The organism is Pseudomonas brassicacearum (assembly GCF_003732265.1).
In the GTDB taxonomy this organism is placed as follows: Bacteria; Pseudomonadota; Gammaproteobacteria; order Pseudomonadales; family Pseudomonadaceae; genus Aquipseudomonas; species Aquipseudomonas brassicacearum_D.
This window is the reverse complement of record NZ_MOBK01000304.1, coordinates 1-485: the sequence shown is the minus strand read 5'-3', so window position 1 is coordinate 485 and position 485 is coordinate 1. Positions and strand designations below refer to the sequence as shown.

The window sequence follows — 485 nt, the reverse complement described above, 5'->3', positions numbered from 1 at the left end:
AGTACGAGCACGGTACGTTCATGACCACTCTGGCGTTGTTCCAGATCGAGAAGCCGAGCGGTGAAGTCGGTGCCGACAACGTGTTCTCAGTGCAGGCCGAACAACGCAACCGTGGTGTCGAGTTGAGCATGTTCGGCGAAGTGGCCCCGGGCACTCGCCTGATGGGCGGCGTGACCGTGCTCGACGGTGAACTGACCGATTCGGCGACCAAGGCCAATCGCGGCAACAAACCGGTTGGCGTGCCGGACGTGCAAGCCAACGTATGGGCCGAATGGGACACGCCATGGCTTGAAGGCTTTACCCTTACCGGCGGGGCGATCTACACCGACAGCCAGTACGTCAACCAGGCCAACACTCAGGAGCTGGATGCCTGGACCCGCGTCGACGCCGGCGCGCGTTATGCGACCAAAATCGAAGGCCGGCCAACGACGTTCCGCGCCACCCTGCAGAACGTCTTCGATCGTGAGTACTGGTCGGGCGTGGCG

Annotated in this window: 1 protein-coding gene; it reads left to right on the top strand. The window is 62.7% G+C overall.

All coding sequences use genetic code 11. The features are described from left to right. On the top strand, positions 1–485 hold a 485-nt coding region (locus BK660_RS31420), incomplete at both ends, for a TonB-dependent receptor domain-containing protein (RefSeq protein ID WP_123436449.1).